Source organism: Shinella sp. OV683 (assembly GCF_057787725.1).
Map to the genome: position 1 here is coordinate 383,976 of NZ_CM173543.1, position 25,529 is coordinate 409,504.

The following is a 25,529-nucleotide window of genomic DNA, read 5'->3' on the forward strand; positions in this document are numbered from 1 at the left end:
ACTCTTGGATCAACAGGATAGTCACAATGAGAAACAAGGTCATGGCCGGCATGCTCGCGCTTGCGGCCAGCGTACTTCTGGTATCGCAGCCCAACGCTATGTCGCTTGGCGAACTTATCGGAAAGACGCATGCGCGCAGTGATGCGCCCGTGATCCTCGCCCAGGCGAGCGATGCCGAAGTTCAGGTGCAGCAGCTGCAGGAGCAGCTTCGGCAGTTGAACGGCCGCGTCGAGGAAATGAGCTTCCAGCTCCTGCAGATGCAGGAGACGCTCCGCAAGGCGCAGGAAGACAATGAATTCCGCTTCCAGCAGCTGGAAGGTGGAAAGAAGAAGAGCTCGAACGAGACCGTGCCGAGCACAAACGATGCAGCAAATGCTTCCGGCGAGACAACGCCGGGAGCAAACGCCGACGACACGGCTACGCTCGACCAGCCGCCGATGGACGACATCCAGGGCGAGAATATCGACCCCAACAAGGGCAAGCCGGCCATCGATCTCGGCCAGCTGAAGATCGACCAGAACGGCAATCCTGTCGGTGTCGACGACCAGAATCCGGATGCGATCAACGGTACCAACCTGCCGCCGCCGGACACATCAACGACCGACGATTCTTCCCAGCAGACCGCAGCGGTGACCCCGACCGGCGACGACGCACAATATCAGTCAGCCTACGAGCAGGTGTTGGCCGGCGACTATGCGAACGCAGAACAGGGCTTTGCGGCCTTCATCAGCGCCCATCCCGAAAGCAAGCGGATTTCCGACGCCAATTTCTGGCTCGGCGAGGCACAATATTCCCAAGGCAAATTCAACGACGCGGCCAAGACCTTCCTCAATGGCTACAAGGCCTATGGCAAATCGGCCAAGGCGCCTGAAATGCTCCTGAAGCTAGCCATGTCGCTTGCCGCGCTCGACAGCACCGATACGGCCTGCGCGACATTGCGTCAGGTTTCCAAGGCCTATCCCAAGGCCTCCCGCGCCATCATCAGCAAGGTTGCGAGCGAGCAGAAGCGGCTTGCGTGCTGACAGTCCATTCAAGAATGCGCCATGACGGGCTGCAAATGGCAATTTCTGCGCTTCCGGCGCTCACGTACTTAAATGTACGCTTCGCTTCGGTTCTCGAAATCACCATTTTCGCCGCCTCCTGGCGAATTCTTGAACGGATTGTGAGATGATCGCACCGCATTCCGGCAGGTCCGCTCCGCCTGAAGATGCAGCACTCGAATTTCTCAAACGGCTGAAAACACCGAGCCACCTGCTGGTGGCCTATTCCGGCGGCGGCGATTCGACTGGCTTGCTGGTGGCGCTGGCCACGTGCCTGAAATCGAATGACATGGCTGTCACGCTTTCCGCCGCGACCGTGGATCATGGCTTGCGTGCGGGGTCGGCTGAGGAGGCAATCGAGGCAGGCGCGCTTTGCCGCGGCCTCGGCATTTCCCATGCGGTGTTGCGCTGGGAGGGCGAAAAGCCCACGACCGGCATTCAGGCGGCCGGCCGCGAGGCACGCTATCGCCTGCTGGCCGATCATGCCCGCAAGATCGGCGCCGACCTGATCATCACGGGACATACGCTCGATGACCAGATCGAGACATCGGCGATGCGCCAGGCGCGCAATCCGGATTCGTCGGGCGGCATTTCCCAAGCTGTTCTCTTCGACCGGCGGATCTGGGTCGTACGGCCGTTCCTCGGCGTGCGGCGCGCCGATATCCGTGACTACCTTTCGGCGCACAGGATTGGCTGGGTCGATGATCCCAGCAATGACAATCTCAAATTCGAGCGAGTGCGGGTGCGCAAGGCGAGGGCGGAGGATGCTCCGGTTGCTGACTTCGATGCCCTCGCCAAGACGCGGCGAGCGCTGGCCGCCGAGACGGCGCGGTTTCTGGAAAGCAATGCCGTGATCCATTCCGCGCGCGTGGCAGAACTCGATCTCACCCGTTTCGATGTCGATGAACCCTCCCATTTGCAGTCGCTGCTCTATCTCACATCCTTTATCGGCGGGCGCAGCCACTTAGCTGGGCGCGAGACGACGGCGCGGATCCTGGAATTTCTGCGGAGCGGCGAGACACGGCTTGCAGCCGAGCGGGTGGTGTTCGATCGGCGCAAGCAGACGCTCTATCTGGTGCGCGAACGCCGCCTGCTGCCGGAATTGGTCGTTCAGCCCGGAGGGACGGTCGTCTGGGATAATCGCTTCCGGATCGTCAATTCCGGTAAGGATGCGGTTACCATCTCCGTCAGGAGGGGTGCCGTGCCTTCGACGCCACTGCTGTCCGCTGATCTTCCCGATCTGCCGAACGCTGTTCGGCAATTGGTGCAGCAGACCGAGCCTGTGATGGTCCAGGCCCGGGAAACCAGCCTGAAAATCGAGCCCATCATTGCCAATCTCGACCGCTTTTTGCCCTTTGACATATTTTTGATTGCTAATGTTCTTGCCAAACTCGTCGCATTGGCTCATTTTCCAGACATACCAACAAGGTGATCCGTCGCTTTTGAGCTTGCCGCGGCTTGGCAAGACTGCCAAGCATCCCTATGTTACACCTTGAAAAGGCCGTCATCGGGCATTAGTCCGGCGGTCGTACATATCCGGTGAGGTCAATGAATCCCAATTTCAGAAACATCGCCCTTTGGGCCATTATCGCGGTTCTCCTGGTCGCGCTGTTCAGCATGTTCCAGACTCAGGGCGACCGCGCCGGCAGCTCGAGCGAGATCCCGTATTCGGATTTCGTCAAGGCTGTCGACGGCGGCAAGGTGCGCCAGGTCGAATTCACCGGCAGCAAGGTGCGCGGCGTCTATGCCGATACCGGCTCGGTGTTCCAGACCTATTCCCCGACGGTCGACGATGCTCTCGTGCAGCGGCTGCAGGACAAGAATGTCACGGTTTCCATCCGGCCGGAGACCGACGGTTCGTCGGGCATCTTCGGCTACCTGATCAACCTGCTGCCGATCCTGCTGATCATCGGCGTGTGGCTGTTCCTGATGCGCCAGATGCAGGGCGGCTCGCGTGGTGCCATGGGTTTTGGCAAGTCCAAGGCCAAGCTTCTGACCGAAGCGCATGGCCGCGTCACCTTTGACGACGTCGCCGGCGTTGACGAAGCCAAGCAGGACCTCGAGGAAATCGTCGAATTCCTGCGCGACCCGCAGAAGTTCCAGCGCCTTGGTGGACGTATCCCGCGCGGCGTGCTGCTCGTTGGCCCTCCGGGCACGGGTAAGACACTGCTGGCGCGCTCCGTCGCTGGTGAAGCCAATGTGCCGTTCTTCACCATTTCCGGTTCGGACTTCGTTGAAATGTTCGTCGGTGTCGGTGCATCCCGCGTGCGCGACATGTTCGAGCAGGCCAAGAAGAATGCGCCCTGCATCATCTTCATCGACGAAATCGACGCCGTCGGCCGCCATCGTGGCGCCGGTCTCGGCGGTGGTAACGACGAACGCGAACAGACACTCAACCAGCTGCTGGTCGAGATGGACGGTTTTGAAGCCAATGAAGGTATCATCCTGATCGCGGCGACCAACCGTCCCGACGTTCTCGATCCCGCGCTTCTGCGTCCGGGCCGCTTCGACCGCCAGGTCGTCGTGCCGAATCCGGACATCGTTGGCCGCGAACGTATCCTCAAGGTTCACGTCCGCAACGTGCCGCTGGCTCCGAATGTCGATCTCAAGGTTCTGGCGCGTGGTACGCCCGGCTTCTCCGGTGCAGACCTGATGAACCTCGTCAACGAATCCGCGCTGATGGCTGCCCGCCGCAACAAGCGGCTGGTCACCATGGCCGAATTCGAGGACGCCAAGGACAAGATCATGATGGGTGCCGAGCGCCGCTCGTCCGCCATGACCGAAGCCGAAAAGAAGCTGACCGCGTATCACGAAGCCGGCCATGCGATCCTGGCGCTCAACGTGCCGGCCGCCGATCCGCTGCACAAGGCGACGATCATTCCGCGCGGTCGTTCGCTGGGCATGGTCATGCAGCTGCCGGAAGGCGACCGCTACTCGATGAGCTACAAGTGGATGGTCTCGCGTCTCGCCATCATGATGGGCGGTCGCGTCGCCGAGGAAATTACCTTCGGCAAGGAGAACATCACCTCCGGCGCATCCTCCGACATCGAGCAGGCGACCAAGCTTGCGCGTGCCATGGTCACCCAGTGGGGCTTCTCCGACGTGCTCGGCCAGGTCTCCTATGGCGAGAACCAGCAGGAAGTCTTCCTCGGCCATTCCGTTTCCCAGACCAAGAATGTCTCGGAATCCACGGCCCAGAAGATCGATACCGAAGTTCGCCGCCTGATCGACGAGGCCTATACTGAAGCGCGTCGTATCATCACCGAGAAGCACAGCGAGTTCGTGGCGCTGGCCGAAGGCCTGCTCGAATACGAAACGCTCTCGGGCGACGAGATCAAGGCGCTGATCCGTGGCGAAAAGCCGGCCCGCGATCTCGGCGACGACACACCTGCGAGCCGCGGCTCGTCGGTGCCGAAAACCGGCACCCGCAAGGACGGCCCGACTGCCGAAGAAGGCTTCGAGCCGCAGGCGCAATAGGACCCAAAGCCAGCAGAATCAGCATTTGCAAAACCCCGGTCACAAGCCGGGGTTTTGTCATATCTGACAGATTGTCGTGTTTTTCATCCCCTTTCTGAGGGATGCCGCAGAAAACCTGCTTTGTTGCCGATTTGTGACAGTGGTTTTGCAGTCGGCAAATCTGTTCTAAAAATGGCCGCTGCTTTCCCGCTCGACGCAAAAACATTCCTCGTTCCTGCGAGGGATACCTGTCCGGCGAAATTCTTACGTAAATTAGCCAACGGCGTGCGATGCAGGGTGCCGGCAAGGCTGCGTTGAAAATCATCTTTCGCTGAATATCATGTCGATATCACGAGGGAGGACAACGTGGACATTTCAATTAAAAAGACCGGCCTGGCGGCCATCATCACCTTTGCTGCCCTGTGTTCATCGGCACATGCCGGTGGATTTTCATGGGGCGAGGCCGACACGGATATCCTGTTCGAAGACGGCAAGGCGGTGGTGCGTGCAGGTGTGACTTATGTGTCGCCGCAGCGCAAATATGACACGATCATGGGCGTCGATGGGGTGGACGGGAGATATTCCGATTCCTATTTCGTGCCGAGCCTTGCCATCAAGGCCAACGTTTCGGAAAACTTCGCCTGCGCCGTGACCTATACGCAGCCGTTCGGTGCACTCGCCACCTATGGCGACCAGGCAAGGATGGCCGAGGCCGCGATGACCGGCAACTACACGAAGCGCAAGGAATTCACCACCAACGAATATGGCGCGACGTGCGACGCGAAATTCGATCTCGGCCCGGGCAAGGCGCATTTCCTCGGCGGCATATTCCTGCAGGATTTCGACTATACCGAAGAAACGCTGTTTGGCACGCTGCATCTCAAGGATGATAGCGCGCTTGGCTACCGGCTGGGCGTCGCCTATGACATTCCCGAATATGCGATGCGCGCGCAGTTGATGTATCGCTCCAAGATCGAGCATAAGGTGGATGGCGATTTCACGCCCGACGCACTGGCTGCCGTTGTCGGCGCCGACCCGCTCAATGCCTATGGCACCGGCACCCTGCCACAATCCGTCAAGCTCAGCTTGCAGTCCGGCGTTGCGCCGGGCTGGCTGGTTTACGGTTCGGTCATGTGGACGGACTGGAGCGTTCTCCAATCGTTCGATTATACGATCGACGTGCTCGGTCCGCAGAAGGATATCTATAACTGGAAGGACGCCTGGACGGTGCAAGCAGGTGTCGGCCATTCCTTCACCGACAAGATTGCCGGCACGATCAACCTGACCTGGGACAAGGGCGTCGGCACGGGTGCCGATATCCAGACCGACTACTGGACGCTTGGCGCAGGTGCGTCGATCAACGCGGGCCCAGGCCAGTTCGTGTTGGGTGCCGGCATCACCTACATGACCTCGGGCAGCCAGTCCGTTGCTGATGGCGCCGATTACGACGCGACGGCAGCCGGCGACTGGGCCTATGCTGCAACCGGCTCCTACAAGATCGCCTTCTGATATCGCAAGAAGCGAACAGGCTTAGCGAAGCCCGCCGATCTGGTCGACGAGTCCGTCGATGTGATCGGCGGGCTTTTTCGTTGGATTTCCGTGCTCGGTAGTCTGCCGCTAAAGCTTTGTGTGCTCGGTTTAACGAAATTGATGTGGCAAACGGCCCTTTTTGTGGCATGAAATTACCGTGTTTACAGGCAATACGATCGCTATTCGAACAACCGGACAAATCATGAAAAGACGCTACTTCGGCACCGACGGCATTCGCGGCCAATCCAATGTATTCCCCATGACGCCCGATCTCGCCATGCGGGTCGGCATTGCGGCGGGCACGATCTTCCGCAACGGCGCCCACCGCCACCGGGTGGTGATCGGCAAGGATACGCGGCTCTCCGGCTACATGCTGGAAAATGCGCTGGTTGCCGGCTTCACCGCGGCCGGCGTCGATGCCTTCGTACTGGGCCCTATTCCGACCCCTGCCGTTGCGATGCTGACGCGCTCGCTACGCTGCGATATCGGCGTGATGATCTCGGCCTCGCACAATCCCTATCAGGACAACGGCATCAAGCTGTTCGGCCCGGATGGCTACAAGCTTTCCGATGCAATCGAATCCCAGATCGAGGACTTGCTCGGCAAGGATATTGCCACGCAGCTCGCCGATCCCGACAGCATCGGCCGGGCCAAGCGCGTCGATGGCGTGCATGACCGCTACATCGAATTTGCCAAGCGCACCCTGCCACGCGACGTGACGCTCAAGGGCCTGAGGGTGGCGATCGACTGCGCCAATGGTGCGGCCTACAAGGTGGCGCCCGCCGTGCTGTGGGAGCTTGGTGCAGAGGTCGTCTCCATCGGTGTCGAGCCGAATGGCACCAACATCAATTCGAATTGCGGCTCTATGCATCCCGAGGCGCTGGTCAAGAAGGTGCATGAAGTGCGCGCCGACATCGGCATTGCGCTCGATGGCGACGCCGACCGCGTCATCATCGTCGACGAGAAGGGCACTATTGTCGATGGCGACCAGCTGATGGCACTGATCGGCGAGACCTGGGCCAATGAGGGCTCGCTGCGCGGCAACGGCATCGTCGCCACCATCATGTCCAATCTCGGCCTCGAGCGCTTCATGACAGACAAGGGCATGACGCTTGCCCGTACCAAGGTGGGCGACCGCTATGTGGTCGAGCATATGCGCGAGCATGATTTCAATGTCGGCGGCGAGCAGTCCGGCCATATCGTGCTGTCGGACTTCGGCACGACCGGCGACGGGCTGGTGGCCGCACTGCAGGTGCTGGTCGCGGTCAAGCGTCTCGATCGCACCGTCAGCGAAGTCTGCCGGCGCTTCGAACCGGTGCCGCAACTGCTCAAGAATGTCCGCTTTTCAGGTGGCAAGCCGCTTGAGGACAAGGGCGTCAAGGCCGCGATCGCCGATGCCGAAAGCGAGCTTTCGAGCCGCGGCCGGCTGGTCATCCGCCCTTCTGGCACCGAGCCGCTGATCCGCGTCATGGCTGAAGGCGATGACCAGGGACAGTTGGAGCGCATCGTCAATGGCCTGGTCGACGTGATCGGCAAGGTCCGCAACGCCGCCTGAGCGCAACAGAATACTTTGTCACAAAACGGGTTTCGCAGCAGTGCGGAGCCCGTTTTCTATTAAGAAAACTTCAACCTATTCAGTTGTTTGCTAATTCATATGGTAAACAGGTGTGGTTAAGCGGGTTTTAACCTTTCCGCTTCATTATCCAACATAACCAAGAATTGTCCTCCCGGTGAATTGCGCCGGCCAGAGTGTTATGCGGAGTATGGATTATGAAGAGAATTTTGGCATTAGCTTCCCTCGTGCTGGCGCTGTCCAGCCAGGCCTTCGCGGCCGATCTCTATCAGCCTGAACCCGTCGAGGCTCCGCCGGCGGAACCCGTCGCGGTCGCCTCCAACGGCTGGTACCTGCGTGGCGACGTTTCCTACGATTTCATGAACCTGCGCGGCGCAAACTTCCAGCAGGGTGTAAACAGGGAGAATGCCAGCTTCGGGCAGGCAGATCTCAGCGATACCGGCAATATCGGCATCGGTGTTGGCTATCAGCTCAACGACTACGTCCGCTTCGACAAGACGTTCGACTACATGTTCAGCGCCAACTTCAGGGGCTCGACGACCGGTAGCGGCGGCAACACCGGCAGCGTTTGCGACGACGGCTGCAAATCACGCGACCGCTCGTCGCTGACAGCGTACAGCCTGATGGCCAACGCCTATGTCGATATCGCTCACTATGGCATCCTGACGCCCTATGTCGGTGTCGGCCTCGGCGCCACCCATGTGAAATGGGACGGCCTGAAGAACACATCGTGCAGCACAACCACTGGCGACTGCGATCCCACGGTCACTCACAGTGGCCGCGAAAGCTGGCGCTTCACCTACGGCCTGATGGCCGGTACCGCAATCGATATCAATTGCAAGCTCAAGGCTGACGTTGGTTACCGCTATCGTCACGTGTCCGACGGCCCGATGTTCGGCCGCAAGCTGAACGGTGGCCCGGGTCGCGACGACGGCTTCGACATCCATGAAGCCCGCGCCGGCCTGCGCTACAGCTTCGGCGATGACAATTGCCAGCAGGCCTACCTGCCGCCGGCCGAAATGCCGCAGCAGCCGGTCTACAAGTAAGCAAGCGCCTCATTCCAGACTTCGAGAACCGCCCGGAAACGGGCGGTTTCTCGTTCTCGAGATGTCAATCGAGCTGCCTTAGAGAATGAAGATGTCGTCGGCGCTCAGCTTGGCGTGATTGTCGAGCGTGGCGAGCAGGTGTTGCTTGTGGCCGCCCTCGCCATCGTCGTCATAGTAAAGCTTGCCGCTGGCCTTGTCGTAGATGATGTGATCGTTGGCATCGAGCGCTTTCGTGCCGAGGACGAACTCGTTCGACGACAATGCACCTTTGTCAATCGCAGAGAAGATATGCCGGTCCAGGTCGAACAAATCGGTGCCGTGCTTGAAATCCATGACCTTGTCACTGTCCGCTGCGGCGAACGAACGGAAGATAAATGTATCTTCGCCCGCGCCGCCCGTCAGTTCGTCGTGGTTCTGGCCGCCATTCAGGTGATCGTTGCCGGCATCACCATATATGAAGTCATCGCCGCGGTGGCCGCCGATTCCGTCGTTACCACCCTTGCCATAAATGATATCCGAGTACCTCGTACCGTCGATATGTTCGCTTTTGGAGGTTCCGTTAATGAGTTTACGCATGACGCTCTCCCTATAACAAGCAGTTCAAATCGCTATGCCGAGCGAAGAACAGATTCCCTGTTGCTATTGGCATGTCGAAGAATTGGCTGCCACGGCGGATTAAATACTCTATTTTAGTGAAGTCAAATTAATCCTCTGTGCCACATAATCACAATTTGATAAAATACGGGTTCGAGTTAGACAATCATCAGAAGTATAGTTGACTGTGAATCTCATTTTTCGACTCTCCTTCTGTCCTGCCGGATGAAGAAGTGGCAGCGGCCTCTGCCCGGCGCCAAGCATGAGTGTCTGTAAACGGAACAGCTTTTCTGCTAGGGTGCGCGGGCGGAAGAATTCGTCTGGCTGAGGAATACTCATGTGAGGCCGATCGAAACCCGATACGCGTCCAGCGGTGATGTACGGATTGCCTATCAGGTCGTGGGGCAGGGTTCCTTTGACCTCGCCCGATACCCGGGCCAACCAACGGAGATCAAGATGTTGCAGACCAAGGAAACTGTAACGCCTGCATCCATCAAGCAGGCAATCGAAGGCCGCGACGGCAAGATGCTGGCAAGCTTCTATGCCGACGACGCGCTGGTGCGGGTGATCGACCGCAACAATCCGCCCAGCAAGCCGCGTGAAATCCGCGGACGTGCCGCGATCGGTACGTTCTGGGATGATATCTGCAGCCGGGCGATGACCCACAAGGTCGATACCACCGTCGTCGAGGGCGACAAGCTCGCCTTCACCGAGGCTTGTGCCTATCCTGATGGTACCAAGGTGTTCTGCGCCGCCACCCTCGATTTGAAGGATGGCCTGATCGCCCAGCAGACTGTCGTGCAGGCCTGGGACGAGTGAACTGCGTCATCCGACACTCTGCGGATACTCCACAGGACCCGCGGGCCGGAGCGCGCCATCCTACTGCAAATGCGGCTTTCTGAGAAAGCTGCGGCGGTCGGCGGTCTTGACGCGCAGCCAAGCATCGCGGCCATCGCGCAGCACCCGCATTGGGATTTCTGCACCGGCTGGGCCGCTGCTCCAGACTTTCCGGTAGAAGTCGGCGAGGCCGTCGACTTCTCCATCCCTGATTTCTGCGATGATATCGCCCTGACGCAGGCCTGCTTGCGCGGCGGGGCTGCCCTCGGCGACATTCATAACAACGACATCGCCATTGCTTTCGGCTGAGAAGGCACCAAGCCACGGCCTCGGCGGCTTGTTGACCCGGCCACGGGTGAGCAGGTCATCGAGGATTGGCCTCAGCAGGTTGATCGGCACGACCATGTTGATATCGGCGACCTCGCCGCCCTGGCTCATTTGCAGCAGAAGCGATCCGATGCCCAGTAGCCTGCCGTCAGCGCCGACAAGCGCCGCACCGCCCCAGGAAGGATGCGCCGGTGCGATGAACAGCGCCTCATCCAGCAGATATTCCCAATAGCCGGCAAATTCCTGCTTGGCGACGATATGTGCCTGCACCGATCGGCCGGTGCCGTCGGCAAGCACAACGGGGTCGCCGATCTGGGCTCTGGATGCGTCGCCGAATTCCAGAGCGGGCAGATCAAGGGCCCCAAGCGCCTGGACGAGGCCGAAGCCGGTTTCCTGATCATAGGCCAGCGCATGACCCGGCACGACGCGACCATCGCTGGTCGTCAGCCACACCTCTTCCGCCTCGGTGATCAGATAGCCGATCGTCAGCACCAACCCATTGTCGCGGATGACGACGCCGCTACCTTCCCTGAGGGTGCCCAGTGTCGTCGCCGTAAAGGCATCTTCGGGGATGGAGGAACGCACGGTCACGATTGACCGCAAAATGGCATCGATCTTCATACTCTTATCCTCGTCAAACGCAGCACTTCGGCTCAAGATCCAACAATCATCGAAGCCGAAAGTACATCGTCTCCTATAGGTATGAACCGCGATGGCCGAGCGCAAGACTTTCGCAGTGATGGAATCGTCGACGGAGGCAGGCTCGTGTCAAACGAGCGTTCGGCAAAGTTTCATTTTTGCCGCTGCGGATAGATCGTCTCGCCGCGCTTGAGCATATCGACGAATGCTTCGATCTTCTTCTTCCGTCCGGCTTCGGTCTTCATATTGTGGGTGCGGAAGGCCAGTGCGAAGCGGTTCTGCTCAGTGAGCTTGCCCAGCATCTCCCGGGCTTTGGGCTCGGCATCGATGGCGACCTGAAGATCGTCGGGAATCTTCATGCTTTGGCCACTGCCATAGGCGCGGTCCCAGCGCCCATCGGCCTTGGCCGCCTCGACCTCCCTGAGGCCATGCTCGGTCATTCGACCTTCCTTGATCAAGCGGGCGACGTTGTCGACATTGATCTTGCTCCAGATGCTTTTCCTGGTGCGCCGGGTGTAGCGCTGCAGGTAGCTCTTGTCGTCAAATCCCTTGCGGATGGCATCGATCCAGCCCCAGCAGAGAACCGCGTCGATGGCCTGCTTGGGCGTGATCGACTTAAGGCCTGAATCCAGCTTATGGATCTTGATCCAGACTTCATCTTCGCTGTCGTGATGCATTTCAAGCCACGCGTAGAAGCTCAGTTCGTCGGGGAACTCGTGCACCTTGTCCGGATCGACTTTAAAAGGCGCCATTCGCTTCCTCTCCTGTTTGAACGTTTGTTTGCTTCGCGTTTCCCATTCCCGCAAATTCTGTCCACCGGCCCGGCCATTACCTCTAATCATGGTAAAACACTTCGACACCGTGCCCGAAGAGCAACCGTCGGGTGGTCGACCATTTTGACGATGGCGCGCTTGCGCTCGAGTTAGGATCCAATGGGCATGCGGGCCCGTCAAGTCTTCGGTGTTGCGCCGCGCCGCTCGAGCGCGGTCTTGCGGATAATATCTGCGATGTCCGGGTTGCTGCTGGACAAGATCTGGAAATCCACCGAATACAGCGACAGTAGTGAGACGTCAGTCGCGGCGCTGACGGTCGCCGAGCGGGGCTCGCCGCTGATCAGCGCCATCTCGCCGAAGAAGCTGCCGGCGCCAAGCTCCACCGGGTTCGGTGTCGCGACGCGGACGCAGCCTTCGACGATGAAGAACATCTGGTCGCCCGTTTCGCCCTTGCGGCAGATTACGGTGCCGGCCGGTACGACGTGAGGCCTCAGTGCCCGCACGATCTCGACCAGGGCGCTAGAGCCAAGCCTCTGGAATAACGGCACGGCCGCAACCAACTGCCAATTGCGCACGAAGTCCCTGCGACGGACTTCTTCGTAGAAGCCGGTGGCGAGGATGCCGGCCCAGAGCGCAAAGATGCCTATGCCGCTCATCATCACCAGCCCGGCGAGGACGCGGCCGGCGAAAGTTTGCGGAATCTCGTCGCCATAGCCGGTGGTCGACAGCGTGACCACCGCCCACCACATCGCCTGCGGGATGCTGCCGAACTTGCCCGGCTGGATGTCGCGCTCGATGACATAGGCTGCAAGCGCCGCACCGAACAGAACGATGCAGAAGATCGAGGTGACGCCGATCAGGTTGCGCGCCTCGTTGGTCATGACCCTGCCCAGGAGCCGGAAGAAGATCGAATCGCGCAGGGGCTTTAGCAGCCAGATGCCACAGTAGAGACTCCAGTCGCGCGTGCCGACAAACAGGAACGCGGCGAGAGGGACCAGGACGGCAAGCACATCGACGATGATTGTCGGCATCCCGTCCCGAACGTCTCTCGCCCGCTGTATGATCAGTGTCTCGATCAGTTGCACGACATAGGCGGCCCAGATGCCGGCGAGCAGGACCTCCAGGGTGAGCCTGGTTCGTCCTGCTATATCAGGTGTCGTCAGTGCAGCGACCGTAACGAGCCCGATCGCAGCGAGCAGCCCGTTGAGTGGCGCAGAAATCTTCAAGAAAGGTCGTGTCGACATTCAATATCTCCCAGCCGCCCGATGCCCATTCCTCCAGTTCGGCAGAACCTCCTGCTCGCCCGTCTTGCGACTGAGTGAACCAGGGATCGGCGCAATCGCCATTCGCTTCTTCTCCTGTTTGCCTGTCTAAATAGGATGCCGATTGCGGCTACCACTGTAAATGTTGGCGAATGAACATGCTTGCATGTGCAGGCAAATACACACAAGAACATTGACGAGTCCTGCCATCTCTCGTGAAAAGCTGCCCATGAGCATTCCTACAACGCATCCTTTCGCCTTTGATCCCACCTATGGGATGCAGCTCGAACAATTGCTTGCCATCAGGCCGCCGGAAGCGCCGGATGGATTCGAGGCCTTCTGGACGGAGCGCTATCTGAGCGCGCGCGCAGTGGACCCGCGGCCTTCGTTGAGCGCCAGCGCAAGCTGCCATCCCGACTGGCAGGTCAGCGATATCGTCTATGTCTCGACCGGTTCGTTCGAGATTGGTGGCTGGCTGTTGCTGCCGCGCAAGGGAGAGGTGCGGCGCGGTCTTGTGGTTGGCCACGGCTATGGTGGACGGGAGCAGCCCGATTTCAACATTCCCGTCGAAGAGACGGCGATCCTGTTTCCCTGTTTCCGCGGGCTGTCGCGCAGTGCCCGGCCCGGGATTTCCCAGAATCCGGCGTGGCATGTGCTCCACGGCATCGACCGACCCGACGATTACATCATCGGCGGCTGTGTCGAGGATCTGTGGCTGTCGGTCTCGACGCTCGTCAGGCTGTTTCCCGGAATATCCGGTGATATCGGCTATAGCGGCATCAGCTTCGGCGGAGGCATCGGGGCACTGGCCATTGCCTTCGACAACAGGATCGACCGAGGATACCTGGAGGTGCCGACCTTCGGCCACAGGCCGCTCTGGCTAACCCTGCAGACCACCGGCAGTGCGCAATCCGCCCAAGTCTACCAAAAACGCCATCCCAACATTATCGAGAACCTGCGCCTGTTCGATGCGGCAAGTGCTGCGGCGTGCATCACGGTGCCGATGTTGGTGGCCCCGGCACTTTTCGACCCGGCGGTGGCCCCGCCCTGCCAGTTCGCTGTCGCGAATGCGCTGACGAAATTTAACGAAAACTTCATACTCGACGCCGGTCATTTCGATTACGCTGGCGAGGCAGCACAGAAAAAGCTGCTCCGTGACAAGATCGAAGGTTTCTTCAGGTGCCATGAACCGCGAATATTTCCGCTGGTACAGTCATAGGCTTCATCGCGACATGGAGCTTCTGGTGTTCGGCCATGCCGGCGCCAAGGTCCTGATGTTCCCGACGCGGGACGGCCGCTTCTGGGAATATGAACAACTCGGCATCGTCGGCAGCCTCGCCGAAAAGCTCGAGGCAGGACAGCTTCAGCTTTATTGCATCGATGGGCTGGCAAACGAGACGTTCTACGGATCTCGCCGTCATCCGGCGGAGCGCATCCGACGGCACGCCGCGCTGGAGGAATATGTGCTCAACGAGGTTCTGCCATTGATGGCCGAGAAGAACCCGCATGATTGCACCATCGTCCAGGGCTGCAGCCTCGGCGCCTATCAGGCCGCCAGCCTCGCGTTCCGCCATCCGCATCTGTTTCGCAAGCTTGTCGCCTTTTCAGGACGCTATGACCTGACGATGAAGGTGGAGAGTTTCGACGACCTGTTTGACGGCTACTATGACGACACCGTCTATTTCCACACGCCAACGCATTTCCTTCCGGGGCTCGCCTGCGACTGGCGACTCGAAAAGCTGCGGCAACTGGATATCATTCTGACCATCGGTAATGACGATCCCTTCCTTGACAACAATCGCCATCTCAGCCGGCTGCTGGCGGACAAGGGCGTTCGCCATCAGCTGCATTTCTGGGATGGCCGCGCCCATCGCGCCGGCGTCTGGCGCCGGATGGCTCCGCTTTACATATAGCCTTGTCGCAACACGCCTCCGGCAACGCCGCCAAATCATGGTAAATCATTCCCTGCCAAACATGCTTGCTTGTAAATGTTGTAAACAACAATCGAGATTTCAATAAAAGTAATAAGATTCAATAAGTTGATTGACCTTCGTGGTGCTCCTGTCACTTCCCTGGGTAGTCGGCACCGAACTGATAGGGGCGCGTGAAGCGCTTGCCATTAAATGTATGGGTGCAACACTCGCATGTGGGATTCAAGTCGTGCTCGGTGACGCCTGGGTCGACGGCCGCAAGCGTATCGTTCTCATCGACATATAGGCCGCTGTAGTAGGTATTCTCACCAATGCGGACGACGGACTGGCGATTGAGTTCGTTTGTGGCGACGATCCAGAAAACGGGGTCGGGGCGATCTATCCTTGCGACCGCCTCGCTGTACGTCTTTGCCCAGTCCTCTCCTATCTTTGAAAGAAGGAACTTGAACAATGGGGTGTAGTCGAGGCCGCGGCGTTCCTTGCCGTGCATCGAGCCAAAGGCTGACTGGTTCTCCCGCTGCCGATTCGTGGTTCTCTCCCAAGCGAAGTCTCCACCACTGCGATGCCTAACACCATGCGTCCGCGTATTTACGGTGCGATACAGAGGCTTTTTCCGTTCCATTGTGATGGCTCACTGTTGGTGACGATCCGCGAGTTTCTTACAGGATCCTGCGATCTGTGGCCACGGATCGGCGACGTGGGTTGCGATTTGGACAGTAAACAAATCCTGAACAAATTCGGTAAAGTTTTAACTTCAAAACATGCTTAACCGCGGGTTAACCTCTGGTTGGCATAGTCTTCCGAAAGCATATTCAAACCGGGTTCGTCCCGGTATGTCGGAAGGAAATGCCATAATGATCCGCCATGGCCTCGCAATCGCCGTACTCACGATGGGTCTCGCCAGCCAGGCTGCCGCGTTCGACATGCCGCCGCCGATCGACGCGCCCGAAATCGACACCGGTTCGATCGCGTCGACGACGGATGGCTGGTACATTCGTGGCGATCTTGGCTACAATGTCTCGACGGAGTCTGACAAGCCGACATCGCGCAACTTTGATTTCGGCTTGAAAACCTATTCGGGCGTAACCTTCGACAAGAACAGGTTTTCCAACGACATCACGCTGAATGCCGGCATGGGTTACCAATTCAACGATTTCTTCCGTTCCGATCTGACGGTCGATTATTTCGGCACCAAGATGCAGGGCCTGGGAGATCTGGGCACTTGTGGAATTTCTGCTACGAGCCGGGCAAATTGCTTTTATCGTCAGCAGGACATGACCGCGCTTGGCCTGCTCGCCAATGGTTACGTGGATCTCGGTACGTATTGGGGGCTGACGCCCTATGTCGGCGCCGGCGCCGGCGTGAGTTACGTAAAGTGGGGGGCCGTAGGTCAGGTCGGGAGCTGCACTGTCGGCAGCTGCGGCGACATAGATCCCATCAGCGTTCAACGCGAAGGCGCGGATAGCTGGCGCTTTACCTACGCGCTGATGGCAGGCATGTCCTATGATGTCGGAGACCGGATCAAGGTCGACTTCGGCTACCGCTTCTCGCAGATCGCTGATGGGGACATGTTTGCTTTCAACGGCTATGAAAAGAACTACGGCGCCATTGGCATGAAGGGCAAGGATGGCGGCCTGACGCGACACGAATTCCGTACCGGCATCCGCATGGTGAACTGGTAATTGCCCTAAAATCTTCTCGCGTTGGAACCAAGTCACGTCCATCCCGTTCAAGCCAGTTGAAGCACTTCAACTCGAGTTGGACGGGATTTTCGTCATGGCAGCACGCTCCTTCTGGAAGGGCTATCTCAAGCTATCGCTGGTGACATGTCCGGTGTCGATGTCGCCGGCGACCACCGACGATGAGAAGGTCCGTTTCCACACCCTCAATCGCCAGACCAACAACCGCGTGCTCAGCCGCTACGTCGACTCGGTGACCGGCAAACCTGTCGACGAAGATGACGAGGTGAAGGGCTATGAGCGTGGTGAGAACGAGTATGTCATGCTCGAAGACGACGAGCTCGAGGCGGTAGCGCTCGAAAGCACGCGGACGATCGACATCGACATGTTCGTGCCGAAGGACAGCATCGACTGGATCTGGCTCGACAAGCCGCATTATCTGGTTCCGGACGATCAGGTCGGCGAGGAGGCTTTCTCGGTGATCCGCGACGCCATGGCATCCAGCAAGATGGTGGGGATCTCGCGGCTGGTGATGTATCGGCGCGAGCGGGCCGTGATGCTTGAGCCGCGCGACAAGGGCATCGTGGTCTGGACGCTACGCTATGGCGACGAAGTGCGCGGCGCGGAGGACTATTTCGGCCACATCAAATCTGAAAAGGTCGAGCCTGGGTTGATGACGCTGGTGGAGACGCTGATCGACGAGCGCAAGAAGCCCTGGGATCCGAAAATGGTGCAGGATCCGGTACAGGAGCGATTGCTCGATATCATTGCCGCGAAGAAGAAGGGTCATAAGCGACCGACGCCGGCCAAGGTCGAGGAGGTGGGGCAGCCAAGCAACGTCATCAACATTATGGACGCGCTGAGGCGCAGCGTGAAGACCGAAGCGGCGAACAAGAAGCGTTGATAGCCGTCGGGCTAGCGCGAAATCCTGATGGAATTCACGACGTGCAGCTAGATCGCGATCAGCCGTGACGTGGCAGATGCGGCCGCGACAGGTGCTGACGAAGCCATGCTATCGCCTTTTTGGTGGACACCGTGAGGCGAGATTGGCGGAGTTCGCGAGACGACTCCTGTTCGAGAGCCGGCTCGTCTTCGAGTGATTGATACCCGAATTCGCGATGGTCCTCGACGAAAGCCGAGTACAAAGAGTAGGTTTTTTCTTTTTCAGTCATACAATACTCCCGGCTCGGGAATGCTGTTATTTGTGGTTGCTTCGAGCTTCTATTAAATTAGCATTTCCTTTATGAATGCAAGATGAATTTCGCGTTCATGCTAAGAATAGCACGCCTGAGGACATTACCACAGGTCGCCGTCAAGCGCTTCTCCTTTTCCCTGCCAGCGATGGCAGCGGTACAGCTGCCGAGCGAAGTTCCGCCCAGGGATCCGATTTCAGCGAGGCAAGCCGGGTCGGCGCATTCAGCACCGTGAAATAAGCCGGGCCGATGGCCGGACTCAACTCGTCCCAGGCGAGCGGCATCGACACGGCGGCACCGGGGCGGGCGCGGGTGGAATAGGGGGCCACGGCCGTCTGGCCACGCTGGTTGCGGAGATAATCGATCAAGATCTTGCCCTGGCGCTTGGACTTGGTGATCGTCGAGACATATTTGTCCGGACTGTCGGCGGCCATCGCGTCGGCCAGCCCCTTGGTGAATGTCTTGATATCGGGCCATTCGGCCTTAGGCTTCAGCGGCGCGCAGACATGCAGTCCCTTGCCGCCGGATGTCTTGACGAAGGGTGCGAGGCCGACGTCGCTCAACCGCTGGCGCACATCCTCGGCGGCCGAGATGATTGCTTCCCAGCCCACACCGGGACCTGGATCGAGGTCCATGATGATCATGTCCGGTCGTTCCCAATCACCGATCTTCGAGCCCCATGGGTGGATTTCCAGCACGGCGGCCTGCACGAGGCCGATCAAGCCATCGAGATCGCTGATGGCAATCAGTGGCTCGCCGTCCTTGTCGGTGGGATCGACGACCGTCGATATGTTCTTGTTGATGCCCTTCCAGGCGTGCTTCTGGAAGAATTGCTCGCCATCGATGCCGGTCGGGCAGCGCAGCAGCGCCAGCGGCCGGCCTGATATGAAGGGGGCGATATGGGGCCAGACCTCGGTGTAGTAGTCCGCCAGTCCTTCCTTGGTCACACCTTCGGCGGGCCAATAGATGCGGTCGGGATGGCTGAGCTTGACGGTGCGGCTGACTTCTACGGGCGCTTTTTCGGTGCTGGCCTTGCCGGCTTGTGTCTTGGGCGTTTCGCGCATGATGTCCTTCGGGTCCTTGTCCTCGCGCAGGCCTCGAAACGAAGCGTGCCGCAAATGTCCATCGCCAGTCCAGGCGCGGAATTCCACTTCGGCCACCAATTCCGGCCTGACATAACGTACCTGCCGGGCTTCCTCGGCGGTCAGCCTGCCGACGAAGGGGCTTTCGTCGGTCCTTATCTTGGTCAAGCGCTGAAACAGATCTTCGGCGACGGAGTTGGAAAATCCGGTGCCGACGCGGCCGACATGTTCCAGTCCTTGCTTGCCGTAAACGCCCAGCACCAGCGAGCCGACCGCCTTGCGTGAGGTGCTGGATGGCACAAAGCCGCCGATGACGAACTCCTGCTGCGACGAGCATTTCGACTTGATCCAGCCCTTGCTGCGGCCAGAGCGATAGGAGTCGCCCGCGAGCTTCGAGACGACACCTTCGAGGCCAAGCCGGCATGCATGCTTGAGGATGATATCGCCGTTCTCGTCGAAATGATCGCTGTAGCGAATCTTGCCCGGTTGCGCCTCGACCAGCTTGCGCAACAATCCTTTTCGCTCCGTAAGCGGTGACGCACGCAGATCGTAGTCGTCGAGGTAGAGGAGATCGAAAGCGTAGAAGATGAAGCGACTGGTGCGGCCGTCACTGAGATCGGCCTGCAGGGCGGAAAAGTCCGAGGCGCCGTTGGCTGATTCCACTACCAGCTCGCCATCAATCAAGGCTTTGCCGACCGGTAGCTCCTTCAAAGCTGTTATGATCTCCTTGCCGAACTTCTGGGTCCAGTCGAGTCCGCTGCGGGTGAGCAGCTTGACGCGGCCGGCGGTGATATGTGCCTGAAGGCGATAACCGTCGAACTTGATTTCGTGGATCCAGCGCTCGCCGGGTGGTGGCTTGGTGGCCAGTGTTGCCAGCGTGGGTTCGACAAAGGCAGGCAGAGGCGCTTTGCGGGCACCGGTGAGCTGCGAAGGGTCGAGATCCGGCGCTTCGACCGGTATCGGCTCGGCGGCTTTCTTGGCCTTGGCGGACTTTGCCTTCCTCTTGTCGATCTTGCCTGTTTTCGATGACCAGCCGGGTTCCTCGCCGGCGATGTCGGGGATGTCGCGGCCGGTCTTGACGGATTCGGGGCGCTCTTCAAGAATGTCGTCAGCACCTTCCGGACGGGCAAACGCGTCGTCGCCCTTGATCAGCAGCCAGTTCTCGTGTTTTTCGCGCGGCTTGTGCTGCATGCGCACGAGATGCCAGTGCCCGCCCAGCTTCTCGCCGTACAGGGTAAATTCCATATGCCCCTTGCGATAGGCCTTTTCCGGATCGCCGATCGGCTCCCAGGTGCCGCGGTCCCAGAGCAGCACGGTGCCGCCGCCATACTCGCCCTTGGGGATCGTGCCTTCGAAGCCGCCATATTCGAGCGGGTGATCCTCGACGTGTACCGCAAGACGTTTTTCGGCCGGCACGAGGCTGGGGCCGCGGGTCACCGCCCAGCTTTTCAAGACGCCATCCATCTCCAGCCGGAAATCGTAGTGCAGGCGTGTGGCGTCATGCTTCTGGATAACGAAGCTGTTGCCCTTCGCCCCGGCCTTGCGGCCTTTGGGCTCCGCGGTCCTGCTGAAATCGCGCTTCTGGTTATAGGTTTCGAGATCCATCACTCAGCTTGCCTTGCGCCGTGGCTCAGCCGCCTGCTTGGCCTTCTTTGCCGGTGCGGCGTTGGCTTTCTTTGTGATTGCGACGGCGCTCTGGCGTAGCGCTTCCATGAGGCTGCTGACCTTGGTCTCCTTCGGCGGCCTGGGTGCCTCGATCTTGCGGCCCTCCATCTTCGCCTTGATCAGTTCGGCGAGGGCGGCGTCATAGCGGTCGTCGAATTTCGAGACGTCGAACTCGCCCTTCTTGGTCGAGATGATGTGATTGGCGAGGTCGAGCATTTCGCCCTCGATCTTCATGTCCGGCACATCGTCGAAGGCGTCCTTGGCGGAGCGCACCTGGTATTCGAAATTCAGTGTGTTCGCGATCAGCCCATCGTCATGCGCGCGGATCAGCAGCGTGCGAACGCGGCGGAAGAGCACCGTGCTGGCGAGCCCCGCCACGCCCTTCTTGCGCATTCCTTCGCGAATGAGTGCAAAGGCTTCCTCGCCCAACTTGTCGGACGGGGCGAGGTAGTAGGGCTTGTCGAAATAGACGTCATCGATTTCCGCGTAGTCCAGAAAGGCGTCGATCTCGAGCGTCTTGTCACTTTCTGGGACAGCGGCGGCGACCTCTTCCGGCTCCAGCACGATATAGTCGTTGTTGCCGACTTCGTAGCCTTTGACCTGGTCTTCGCGCTCGACCGGCTTGCCCGTCTCGCTATCGACGAACTCTCGGCGCACACGGTTTCCGGTATCGCGATTGAGAGTGTGGAAGGCGATTCGCTCGGCGGTCGAGGCGGCGGTGTATAGCGCGACCGGACAGGTGACTTCGCCGAATTTCAGGTAACCTTTCCAATTTGCACGCGGTGCCATGCTGATACTCCCCGAACAGACGCCAGAACAACGGGATTCAACGGCGGTCGACGATATTGGTTCCGCACATATCTTAGCGCTTGGGCAAAGCTGCGTCAAAAAGTCTCCTGTTTGCGCCAAGAGATGCTTGACTTGAAATGGCGCTTCCCATATTCACGGCGGCGGGACACCTCTCCCCAACGAGAGGCCATATACCTGGAAGGGTAGCTTAAAATGGTTGATACCGCTCTGCCGACACTGCGTCCGGCAAACTCGCATTTTTCTTCCGGCCCCTGCTCGAAGCGCCCCGATTGGTCGCTCGACGCGCTCAAAGACGCAGCGCTAGGCCGCTCCCACCGCTCCAAAATCGGCAAGAACAAGCTCAAGCAGGCCATTGACCTGACTCGCGAAGTTCTCGACGTGCCGGCCGATTATCGCATCGGCATCGTTCCCGCTTCCGACACCGGCGCTGTTGAGATGGCGCTCTGGTCGCTGCTCGGTGCGCGTGGCGTCGACATGGTCGCCTGGGAAAGCTTTGGCTCGGGCTGGGTCTCCGATGTCGTCAAGGAACTCAAGATCCCCGACGTCCGCAAGTTCACTGCCGACTACGGCAAGCTCGTTGATTTCGCTGAGGTCGATTTCGATCGCGATGTCGTCTTCACCTGGAACGGCACGACGTCTGGCGTGCGTGTCGCCAATGCTGATTTCATCCCGGCCAATCGCCAGGGCCTGACGATCTGCGACGCGACGTCTGCCGCCTTTGCGCAGAACCTCGATTTCGCCAAGCTTGATGTCGTCACCTTCTCCTGGCAGAAGGTGCTGGGCGGCGAGGGCGCGCATGGCGTCATCATCCTTTCGCCCCGCGCTGTCGAGCGGCTGGAAAGCTACAACCCGGCCTGGCCGCTGCCAAAAATCTTCCGCATGACCAAGGGCGGCAAGATCATCGAGGGCATCTTCCAGGGCGAGACGATCAACACGCCGTCCATGCTCTGCGTCGAGGACTACATCGATGCGCTGCTCTGGGCCAAGCAGATCGGCGGCCTCAAGGGCTTGATGGCCCGTGCCGATGCCAATGCCAAGGTGCTGTTCGATTTCTGCGACAACAACCCCTGGCTGGCCAATCTGGCTGAAAAACCGGAAACCCGCTCCAACACATCGGTGTGCCTGAAGATCGTCGATCCGGCTGTCACGGCGCTCGATGCCGCAGGACAGGAAGCATTCGCCAAGGGCGTCGCCGCGACGCTCGAGAAGGAAGGCGTTGCCGTCGATATCGGCGCCTATCGCGATGCCCCTTCCGGCCTGCGTATCTGGTGCGGCGCGACCATCGAGACCTCCGATCTCGAGGCGCTGGCGCCGTGGCTGAACTATGCTTTTGAAAAGCAGAAGGCTGCGCTTTCCGCCAAGGCTGCGTGATCTCTTCCCTTCCGCGATGAGCGGAAGGGGTCCCCAATTCTCTGACTATCCCAATGGAGGCCTTCATGGCACCGCGTGTTCTCGTATCCGACGAACTCTCAGAAACTGCTGTCCAGATTTTCCGTGACCATGGCGTGGAAGTCGATTTCCAGCCCAAGCTCGGCAAGGACAAGGAAAAGCTCGCCGAAATCATCGGCAATTACGACGGTCTCGCCATCCGCTCGGCCACCAAGGCGACGGAAAAGCTGATCGCCGCTGCTACCAACCTCAAGGTTATCGGCCGCGCCGGCATCGGCGTCGACAATGTCGATATCCCGGCTGCCTCGCGCCGCGGCATCATCGTCATGAACACGCCGTTCGGCAACTCGATCACCACGGCCGAACACGCGATCGCGTTGATGTTTGCGGTTGCCCGCCAGCTGCCTGCCGCCGACACCTCCACCCAAGCCGGCAAGTGGGAGAAGTCGAAGTTCATGGGCGTCGAGATCACCGGCAAGACGCTCGGCGTCATCGGTGCCGGCAATATCGGCGGTATCGTCTGCAAAAAGGCCATCGGGCTCGGCATGCATGTGCTGGCCTATGACCCCTTCCTTTCGGCAGAACGCGCCCAGGAAATGGGTGTCATCAAGGTCGAGCTCGACGACCTGCTTGCCAAGGCCGATTTCATCACGCTGCATGTGCCGATGACCGACAAGACGCGCGGCATCCTCAATGCCGAGGCGCTCGCCAAGACCAAGCCGGGCGTGCGGATCATCAACTGCGCTCGCGGCGGCCTTGTCGACGAGCACGCGCTCGCCGCCGCCATCAAGTCCGGCCATGTCGCCGGTGCCGGTTTCGACGTGTTCGAAGTAGAGCCCGCCACCGAAAGCCCGCTGTTCGGCCTGCCTAATGTCGTCTGCACGCCGCATCTCGGTGCCTCGACCACCGAGGCGCAGGAGAATGTTGCGTTGCAGGTGGCTGAGCAGATGTCGGACTACCTGATCTATGGTGCCGTTTCCAACGCCATCAACATGCCGTCGATCACCGCCGAGGAAGCCCCGCGCCTGAAGCCGTTCATCAAGCTCGCCGACGTGCTCGGCGCCTTTGTCGGCCAGGTGACGGAACATGCGATCAAGGAAATCGAGATCCTTTACGATGGTTCCACGGCAGCCATGAACACCAAGGCGCTGACATCGGCGCTGCTGGCCGGTCTCATCCGCAGCCAGGTCGCCGACGTCAACATGGTTTCGGCGCCTGTTATGATCAAGGAAAAGGGCATCATCCTGTCCGAAGCCAAGCGTGACAAGTCGGGCGTCTATGACGGCTACATCAAGCTGACGGTGACGACCGAAAAGCAGACACGTTCAGTGGCGGGCACGGTGTTCTCCGACGGCAAGCCGCGCTTCATCCAGATCAAGGGCATCAACATGGACGCCGATGTCGGTGCCAACATGATCTACATCTCCAACACCGACGTCCCCGGCATGATCGGCTTCATGGGCACGACACTCGGCGAGGGCGGCGTCAACATCGCCAACTTCCAGCTCGGACGCGACAAGCAGGGTGGCGATGCGATCGCGCTGCTCTATGTCGATGAGCCGGTGAAGGCAGAGGTGCTGGCGAAACTTGCGGCCAACCCGGCAATTCGCCACGCCAAGCCGCTGTTCTTCAACGTCGACTGACGTTCATCCTCCCAGGATGAAAAGGGCGCGGTTCTGCCGCGCCCTTTTTTGTTTTGTTTTCACGCATCGGTGCTTTCGGCACCGGGTGGATCAAGCCTTGATGAATGCGAGCAGGTCGGCATTGATCACATCGGCATGCGTGGTCGCCATGCCGTGCGGGAGACCCTTGTAGGTCTTGAGCGTGCCGTTCTTAAGGAGATTGATTGCGAGCAGGGCGGAGTCCGCGATCGGCACGATCTGGTCGTCCTCGCCATGCATGACGAAGGTGGGCACGTCGATCGCCTTGAGGTCGTCGGTGAAGTCGGTCTCGGAAAAGGCCTTGATGCAGTCGTAATGGGCCTTGGCGCCGCCCATCATGCCCTGCCGCCACCAGTTGCGGATCACACCTTCCGAAGCCGTGGCACCTTCGCGGTTAAAGCCGTAGAACGGGCCGGTAGGAACATCGAGGAAGAACTGCGCGCGGTTGGCGACGAGTGCAGCACGGAAACCGTCGAACACTTCGATCGGCAAGCCGCCGGGGTTCTTCTCCGACTTCACCATGATCGGCGGCACGGCACCGATCAGCACCGCCTTGGAGACGCGGCCAGGCTTGGCGCGGGCGACGTAATGGGCGACTTCGCCGCCGCCCGTCGAGTGACCCACATGGATCGCGTTCTTGAGATCGAGCTTGTCGGTCAGGGCGGCGACATCGGCGGCATAGGTGTCCATCTCATTGCCGGTGTCGGTCTGGGTCGAACGACCATGGCCACGGCGGTCGTGGGCGATGACGCGATAGCCCTTTTCGAGGAAGAAGATCATCTGGGCATCCCAGTCGTCCGACGACAACGGCCAGCCGTGATGGAAGACGATGGCCTGGGCATCCCTAGGTCCCCAGTCCTTGTAGAAGATTTGAGTGCCGTCCGTGGTGGTGATCGTGCTCATGTCGTGTCTCCTTCGGTTCGGTTGAAAATGACGCCGGCACTGCGGAGTGCCGAAATGATGGGTGATCTGCCGATAATTTAATCGTGCACGATTAAATCGTTCGCGATCTTTAGTATCTCCCTTCGCTTTGGATATGTCA

At 59.6% G+C, this 25,529-nt stretch carries 22 protein-coding genes; 13 read left to right on the top strand and 9 right to left on the bottom strand.

Going from position 1 to position 25,529, the window contains the following annotated elements:
- The first annotated feature begins 26 nt into the window (after positions 1-26).
- The 6 genes from ybgF (at position 27) to ACXHRN_RS01915 (ending at position 8,645) form a co-directional block, all read left to right on the top strand.
- Entirely contained in the window at positions 27-1,022 is a 996-nt protein-coding gene (gene ybgF / locus ACXHRN_RS01890) for a tol-pal system protein YbgF (protein ID WP_488639665.1), read from the top strand.
- A 145-nt stretch (positions 1,023-1,167) separates the two neighbouring features.
- On the top strand, positions 1,168-2,472 hold the full coding sequence (tilS, locus tag ACXHRN_RS01895) for a tRNA lysidine(34) synthetase TilS (RefSeq protein WP_488639666.1): 1,305 nt from the start codon (positions 1,168-1,170) through the stop codon (positions 2,470-2,472).
- Positions 2,473-2,588: 116 nt separating this feature from the next.
- The gene (ftsH, locus tag ACXHRN_RS01900; RefSeq protein WP_488639667.1) at positions 2,589-4,517 is read left to right on the top strand and encodes an ATP-dependent zinc metalloprotease FtsH; all 1,929 of its coding nucleotides are present in this window, start codon (positions 2,589-2,591) and stop codon (positions 4,515-4,517) included.
- 345 nt (positions 4,518-4,862) lie between these two features.
- Positions 4,863-6,005: an OmpP1/FadL family transporter gene (locus ACXHRN_RS01905; protein WP_488639668.1), complete on the top strand. Its 1,143-nt coding sequence runs from the start codon at positions 4,863-4,865 to the stop codon at positions 6,003-6,005.
- A 223-nt stretch (positions 6,006-6,228) separates the two neighbouring features.
- A complete protein-coding gene (gene glmM / locus ACXHRN_RS01910) occupies positions 6,229-7,581 on the top strand; it encodes a phosphoglucosamine mutase (protein WP_488639669.1) in 1,353 nt (450 codons plus the stop codon).
- Between the two features lie 215 nt (positions 7,582-7,796).
- Positions 7,797-8,645: an outer membrane protein gene (locus ACXHRN_RS01915; protein WP_488639670.1), complete on the top strand. Its 849-nt coding sequence runs from the start codon at positions 7,797-7,799 to the stop codon at positions 8,643-8,645.
- Positions 8,646-8,723: 78 nt separating this feature from the next.
- Here the strand turns inward: ACXHRN_RS01915 and ACXHRN_RS01920 are convergent, their stop codons facing one another.
- Positions 8,724-9,221, bottom strand: coding sequence for a hypothetical protein (locus tag ACXHRN_RS01920; RefSeq protein ID WP_488639671.1), 498 nt, complete (start codon positions 9,219-9,221; stop codon positions 8,724-8,726).
- A gap of 474 nt (positions 9,222-9,695) precedes the next feature.
- Here ACXHRN_RS01920 and ACXHRN_RS01925 point away from each other — a divergent pair, with 474 nt between their 5' ends.
- A complete protein-coding gene (locus tag ACXHRN_RS01925; RefSeq protein ID WP_488639672.1) occupies positions 9,696-10,058 on the top strand; it encodes a nuclear transport factor 2 family protein in 363 nt (120 codons plus the stop codon).
- Between the two features lie 60 nt (positions 10,059-10,118).
- Here ACXHRN_RS01925 and ACXHRN_RS01930 read toward each other — a convergent pair whose 3' ends face one another.
- From ACXHRN_RS01930 to ACXHRN_RS01940, 3 genes are all read right to left on the bottom strand, one after another.
- Positions 10,119-11,024 carry a S1C family serine protease gene (locus ACXHRN_RS01930; RefSeq protein ID WP_488639673.1) on the bottom strand — a complete coding sequence of 302 codons (906 nt, stop codon included), beginning with the start codon at positions 11,022-11,024 and terminating at the stop codon, positions 10,119-10,121.
- Positions 11,025-11,194: 170 nt separating this feature from the next.
- Positions 11,195-11,794: a YdeI/OmpD-associated family protein gene (locus ACXHRN_RS01935; RefSeq protein ID WP_488639674.1), complete on the bottom strand. Its 600-nt coding sequence runs from the start codon at positions 11,792-11,794 to the stop codon at positions 11,195-11,197.
- Between the two features lie 197 nt (positions 11,795-11,991).
- Positions 11,992-13,059 carry a cyclic nucleotide-gated ion channel gene (locus ACXHRN_RS01940; RefSeq protein ID WP_488639675.1) on the bottom strand — a complete coding sequence of 356 codons (1,068 nt, stop codon included), beginning with the start codon at positions 13,057-13,059 and terminating at the stop codon, positions 11,992-11,994.
- A gap of 247 nt (positions 13,060-13,306) precedes the next feature.
- On the opposite strand from ACXHRN_RS01940, the gene ACXHRN_RS01945 reads away from it, so the two are divergent.
- Together ACXHRN_RS01945 and ACXHRN_RS01950 are read left to right on the top strand one after the other, a co-directional pair.
- Complete coding sequence (locus ACXHRN_RS01945; protein WP_488639676.1) at positions 13,307-14,296, top strand: acetylxylan esterase; 990 nt, start codon at positions 13,307-13,309, stop codon at positions 14,294-14,296.
- On the top strand, positions 14,262-14,990 hold the full coding sequence (locus tag ACXHRN_RS01950) for an esterase family protein (RefSeq protein ID WP_488639677.1): 729 nt from the start codon (positions 14,262-14,264) through the stop codon (positions 14,988-14,990). The genes ACXHRN_RS01945 and ACXHRN_RS01950 overlap by 35 nt, the downstream gene beginning before the upstream one ends.
- A gap of 151 nt (positions 14,991-15,141) precedes the next feature.
- On the opposite strand, the gene ACXHRN_RS01955 is transcribed toward ACXHRN_RS01950, so the two are convergent.
- Positions 15,142-15,630, bottom strand: coding sequence for a hypothetical protein (locus ACXHRN_RS01955; RefSeq protein ID WP_488639678.1), 489 nt, complete (start codon positions 15,628-15,630; stop codon positions 15,142-15,144).
- 232 nt (positions 15,631-15,862) lie between these two features.
- Here ACXHRN_RS01955 and ACXHRN_RS01960 point away from each other — a divergent pair, with 232 nt between their 5' ends.
- Positions 15,863-16,690 carry an outer membrane protein gene (locus ACXHRN_RS01960; RefSeq protein ID WP_488639679.1) on the top strand — a complete coding sequence of 276 codons (828 nt, stop codon included), beginning with the start codon at positions 15,863-15,865 and terminating at the stop codon, positions 16,688-16,690.
- Between the two features lie 94 nt (positions 16,691-16,784).
- Entirely contained in the window at positions 16,785-17,591 is an 807-nt protein-coding gene (gene ku / locus ACXHRN_RS01965) for a non-homologous end joining protein Ku (RefSeq protein WP_488639680.1), read from the top strand.
- A 58-nt stretch (positions 17,592-17,649) separates the two neighbouring features.
- Here the strand turns inward: ku (ACXHRN_RS01965) and ACXHRN_RS01970 are convergent, their stop codons facing one another.
- The 3 genes from ACXHRN_RS01970 to ku (ACXHRN_RS01980) all read right to left on the bottom strand — a co-directional run bounded on the left by ACXHRN_RS01970 (position 17,650) and on the right by ku (ACXHRN_RS01980) (position 21,422).
- Entirely contained in the window at positions 17,650-17,859 is a 210-nt protein-coding gene (locus tag ACXHRN_RS01970; protein WP_488639681.1) for a hypothetical protein, read from the bottom strand.
- A gap of 140 nt (positions 17,860-17,999) precedes the next feature.
- Positions 18,000-20,567, bottom strand: a complete 2,568-nt coding sequence (gene ligD, locus ACXHRN_RS01975; RefSeq protein ID WP_488641796.1) for a DNA ligase D — start codon at positions 20,565-20,567, stop codon at positions 18,000-18,002.
- 3 nt (positions 20,568-20,570) lie between these two features.
- Entirely contained in the window at positions 20,571-21,422 is an 852-nt protein-coding gene (gene ku, locus ACXHRN_RS01980; RefSeq protein ID WP_488641797.1) for a non-homologous end joining protein Ku, read from the bottom strand.
- 207 nt (positions 21,423-21,629) lie between these two features.
- Between ku (ACXHRN_RS01980) and ACXHRN_RS01985 the strand changes: the two genes are divergently transcribed.
- Both ACXHRN_RS01985 and serA read left to right on the top strand, forming a co-directional pair.
- Entirely contained in the window at positions 21,630-22,808 is a 1,179-nt protein-coding gene (locus ACXHRN_RS01985) for a phosphoserine transaminase (protein WP_488639682.1), read from the top strand.
- Between the two features lie 65 nt (positions 22,809-22,873).
- Positions 22,874-24,469: a phosphoglycerate dehydrogenase gene (gene serA, locus ACXHRN_RS01990; protein WP_488639683.1), complete on the top strand. Its 1,596-nt coding sequence runs from the start codon at positions 22,874-22,876 to the stop codon at positions 24,467-24,469.
- Positions 24,470-24,559: 90 nt separating this feature from the next.
- Here serA and ACXHRN_RS01995 read toward each other — a convergent pair whose 3' ends face one another.
- Positions 24,560-25,390, bottom strand: a complete 831-nt coding sequence (locus tag ACXHRN_RS01995) for an alpha/beta fold hydrolase (protein WP_488639684.1) — start codon at positions 25,388-25,390, stop codon at positions 24,560-24,562.
- Positions 25,391-25,529 lie beyond the last annotated feature (139 nt).